Here is a 4,874-nt window from a genome sequence, read left to right on the forward strand (position 1 = left end):
CTGCCCACAAATAAAATTCAGAGCCGTCCGGGCAGTCGGCAGACGTTAAACTAAAACGCTTGTGGATTCGGTCTGACGGGGGCATAGTCTTCCGATTGTGTCTAGTTAAGAGGAGTAGAAGCAAGAATCTCCCGTCACAGCCTAGCTTGACGGCGAGAGTGTCAAGTCTAATCGCGCAGGAGTTCCCCAGTGAGTCCAGAAACCCTTTTAGAACCAACCCTAGTTGATCCCACTCCCAATTTAAACCCGAATCAACCCTTCGATCGAGATAGTTTTAACAGCTATGTGATGAATACTTATGGTCGCTTCCCTATTGCGATCGCCAAAGGGTTAGGCTGTCTTCTCTGGGATACTTCCGGTAAACAATACCTTGATTTTGTTGCGGGAATTGCCACCTGTACCCTCGGTCACGCACACCCCGCTTTAATTGCAGTGGTTAGCCAGCAAATCCAAAAACTCCATCATGTCTCGAATTTATACTATATTCCCGAACAAGGGGAACTAGCTAAATGGATTGTCGATCATTCCTGCGCTGATAAAGTCTTTTTCTGTAATTCTGGTGCGGAAGCGAACGAAGCGGCGATTAAATTAGTACGAAAATATGCCCATACGGTGCTAGATTTCCTCGAACAGCCGGTTATTTTAACCGCTCACGCTAGTTTTCACGGTCGGACTTTAGCTACCATCACCGCAACCGGTCAACCGAAGTATCAAAAAGACTTTGAACCCCTGATGCCGGGGTTTGCCTATATTCCCTATAATGATATCGAAGCGGTAGAAAATGCGATCGCTGATCTCGATGAGGGTAATCGTCGGGTGGCTGCGATTATGTTGGAACCCTTGCAGGGTGAAGGGGGAGTTCGTCCAGGGGATATCGAATATTTCCAACGTTTACGGCAAATTTGCGACGAAAATAACATTTTGCTTGTCTTTGATGAAGTACAGGTGGGAGTCGGAAGAACTGGTAAACTCTGGGGTTATGAGAATTTAGGAGTAGAACCGGATATTTTCACTTCTGCTAAGGGTTTAGCGGGTGGTATTCCCATCGGTGCGATGATGTGCAGAAAATTCTGTGATGTGTTTGAACCGGGTAGTCATGCGAGTACCTTTGGAGGTAATCCTTTCGCTTGTGCCTCAGCTTTAACAGTATTACAAACCATTGAACGGGATCATATTCTCGAAAATGTCCAGCACCGAGGGGAACAATTACGCAGCCGTTTACGCGTGATTGCTTCTCAATATCCCCATCTATTTGTCGATGTGCGCGGTTGGGGTTTAATTAATGGTCTGGAAATTAATTCAGAAAGTGAGTTGGTTTCATCTACCATTGTTAATGCAGCTTTGACAGAGGGTTTATTAATTGCTCCGGCCGGTCCGAAAGTTCTCCGTTTTGTCCCTCCTTTAATTGTCTCGGAAACAGAAGTAGATGAGGCTATGGATAAACTAGAAGTTGCTATCGCTAAAGTGGTTTAATTTCAGTTATCAGTTATCAGTTATCAGATGTAAGTTTTAAGTTGACAGTTTCCAGTTATGAGTCAATTCTTTTTGAGCTTTATCCCCCTAAATGTCACCTTTTCACTGGACTAGGGGAGGATAAATCTACTGTTGTTCGGGGTAAATAAAATGATCACTTCTGAACCTATTTATTCCCTCCCTAAAACCCCTCCTTTAGAAAATGGGGATCAACTAAGTCGCCAGGAATTTGAGTGCCGTTATCAGAACCTTTCTGAAATAAAAAAAGCCGAATTAATTGAAGGAATAGTTTATATGTCTTCTCCTGTGCGAGTGCAGAGTCATGGAGAACCTCATTCTGATATTTTAACTTGGTTAGGGGTCTATAAAGCTGCCACAATTGGGGTGATGTCTGCGGATAATACCACAGTGCGTCTGGATGCAGATAATGAGGTACAACCGGATGCTTTACTAAGAATTAAAATTGCTGGACAATCAACTATTAGTAACGATGATTATATCGAAGGTGCGCCAGAATTAATCGTAGAAATCGCCGCTTCTAGTGCTTCCTATGATCTCCACAATAAATGGCGAGTTTATCGTCGTAATCAAGTGCAAGAATATCTTGTTTGGCGAGTTTATGAACGTCAATTAGATTGGTTCCGATTAAATGCTGGAGAATATATTAAACTTGAACCCGATAGTCGAGGGATAATTTACTCGCAGGTTTTCCCTGGTCTTTGGTTAGATGTTAATGCTTTATTAGCGGATAACTTAGGACAGGTTTTGACAGTTTTACAGCAAGGTTTAGCCAGTCAAGAACATCAAGATTTTCTGAAGATATTATCTCAAAAAACTGATAACTGATTTATGTGGCATCCTGACGCTTATCAAGCTTTAATTGCCGAAGATTATCCTCAAGCTGCGGCAATCTACGAGGAACTAATCGATAACAATCCCGAAAATATTTCTGACTATTGGTACTTGGGAGTTGCCTATCTTCTGCAAAATTTAGAAGCAGCAGCACAGGTGATGTGGCAAAATGTTTTCAGGGAAGGAAATCCCGAACAAGTTAAGCAATGGCAAGCAGAATTAGAAGCAGTTTTAGACGCAGAAGCACGACGACAACAAAGCAAAGGTGATCTGGCAGCTGTAGAATATCTTCGCTATTATCTACAGGAAATTGTTCCCAAGTCAATTAATAATTTATTAGCTTTATTCGATTTAGCTTTAGATTTAGAAATATTCGATCCAGAAGAACTACTTAATTATCCTATTCAAGACAATCTCAGATATAATCCTAACCGAGAATTGCTTTTAAATGTAGTTCTCAAAAGTCTTTTATATCCCCACGAATTAACTTTAGATTTAGCTCAAGCAAGTTTACCCTACCTAGAGGAATTAGCTGATAGTTTTATCCCCCAAGCTTTTCAGATAGCGGCACGAGTCACCAACAAGCAACAAAGTCCCACTTTTGGAGTAGAAATTATTAAACTTTGTCTGCAATTAAGACCAAATGATCTGAGTCTTTTAGAACAGTTAGTTAACCTCTATATTTTAGCCGAAGACTTTGATAATTCTTTGATAACTGCCTATCAATTGCGAGAAATTTGTCTAACTCCAACCCTAAAGTTATACAGTAATTATCTAATTTTGTTAATACTTTTGCGCTGGGGAGTTTGGCAAGCAATTGAGCATATTTATCAAGAATATCAGAATTTATTACAGGAATTAATCCGTCAGAAAAATATCACTTTAGAACCAATTATTAAAACTAGCTTTCTCAATGTTTCTAGTCCTTTACCCTACCTAGGCGATCGAGCCTTAGCCAATCGACAATTAACTAATCGCGTCGCCGAAATTTTCCTTGATAATAATAGTTTTAAAACTCCTTTGCTTACGATCAAAAAAGTTCCAGAAAAACTAACGATCGGTTATCTTGCCAGTACCTTAAAACATCATTCCGTCGGTTGGTTAAGTCGTTGGTTAATTCACCATCATGATCGAGAAAAATTGCAAATAGCCATCTATACTATTAACCAAAAAGAAGATGAAATTACCCGTCAATGGTTTCGGGATAGCCGAGATATTATCCGTCATTTTCCCTACGCTCAAAATCCCCTAGAAGTTGCCCAACAAATTCAACAAGATCAGATAGATATTCTGGTAGATTTAGACAGTTTAACCCATAATCTCACCAATCAGATTATGGCACTGAAACCCGCAGCAAAACAAGTGACTTGGTTAGGTTGGGATGCTTCTGGATTAGCAACTATTGATTACTATATCGCCGATCCCTACGTTTTACCCCAGCAAGCGGAGGAATATTATCGAGAAAAAATCTATCGTTTACCAGAGACATATTTAGCAGTGGATGGTTTTGAAATCGGCACTCCCAATCTACGTCGAGAAGATTTAGAAATTCCCCCCGATGCTACCATCTATTTTTCCGTACAAAGTGGCATGAAACGCCATCCTGATACCATTAAACTTCAGATGAAAATTCTCGCACAAGTGCCTAATAGTTATTTTCTGATTAAGGGAGTCGGTAAGACTGAAAAAATTCAAGAATTATTTACTGAAATAGCGATTCGGGAAGGAGTTAATCCCCAAAGATTGCGGTTTTTACCGAGAGATATAGATGAATATACCCATCGCGCTAATTTACAGATTGCCGATGTGGTGTTAGATACCTATCCCTACAATGGTGCTACCACCACCTTAGAAGTTTTATGGCAAGGAATCCCTTTAGTTACATTGGTAGGAGAACAATTTTCCGCCCGCAATAGTTATACTTTTATGATTAATGCTGGTATTGAAGTCGGAATTGGCTGGAATGAGACAGAATATATCGACTGGGGAGTAAAATTAGGACTCGATCGCTCCCTTCGTCAAGACATCAGCCATCAACTGTTAGGAAATCGTGACATAGCTCCCCTCTGGCAAGGGAAAAAATTCGCTCAAAATATGGAAAACGCCTATCTAAAAATCTGGGAGGGAAGTTGATAATGAGAAAAAATTCAACTAATAGGAGTTTAACTGATGACAGCCGCAACTGAAAAAGATTTAAAAAGATTAGAGGATTTAATTATCGGCATTGCCAACGGACAGAAGGCGATCGAAAACCGACTAACCGCCATGGAAAGCCGACTAATCACCATGGAAAGCCGACTAATCACCATGGAAAACGGACAGAAGAATTTAGAGTTAGGGCAGTCGGAAATTAAAGGCGATATCCGAACCCTAGACGCGAAGATAGAGGGTTTAAGCGATCGAGTTAAAGTTATCGAAAATTTGGGTTAAAACCCCGTCGTTTTACGACGGCTTTAAGCTACAATGGAAAAAGCGATAACCAAGCTAAAAACTGAACCTTGACCACAGATAGTAGGGGGTTTCGTTCAGAAAAGACTTCAAATTCGGCC

4 protein-coding genes are annotated in these 4,874 nt (G+C 40.6%); all 4 read left to right on the forward strand.

Features of this window, described 5'->3' with window-relative positions; translation table 11 throughout:
* Positions 1-189 precede the first annotated feature (189 nt).
* The 4 genes from IM479_RS15925 to IM479_RS15940 all read left to right on the forward strand — a co-directional run bounded on the left by IM479_RS15925 (position 190) and on the right by IM479_RS15940 (position 4,755).
* Positions 190-1,473 (forward strand): aspartate aminotransferase family protein, encoded by a 1,284-nt coding sequence (locus IM479_RS15925; RefSeq protein ID WP_286826473.1) that lies wholly within the window; start codon positions 190-192, stop codon positions 1,471-1,473.
* A 150-nt stretch (positions 1,474-1,623) separates the two neighbouring features.
* Positions 1,624-2,319, forward strand: a complete 696-nt coding sequence (locus IM479_RS15930; RefSeq protein ID WP_287687299.1) for a Uma2 family endonuclease — start codon at positions 1,624-1,626, stop codon at positions 2,317-2,319.
* Between the two features lie 3 nt (positions 2,320-2,322).
* The gene (locus IM479_RS15935; protein ID WP_287687300.1) at positions 2,323-4,458 is read left to right on the forward strand and encodes an O-linked N-acetylglucosamine transferase, SPINDLY family protein; all 2,136 of its coding nucleotides are present in this window, start codon (positions 2,323-2,325) and stop codon (positions 4,456-4,458) included.
* 36 nt (positions 4,459-4,494) lie between these two features.
* Positions 4,495-4,755, forward strand: a complete 261-nt coding sequence (locus IM479_RS15940; protein ID WP_287687302.1) for a hypothetical protein — start codon at positions 4,495-4,497, stop codon at positions 4,753-4,755.
* Positions 4,756-4,874: the final 119 nt, after the last annotated feature.

The sequence above is a fragment of the Microcystis sp. M165S2 genome (genome assembly GCF_020245885.1).
GTDB lineage: Bacteria > Cyanobacteriota > Cyanobacteriia > Cyanobacteriales > Microcystaceae > Microcystis.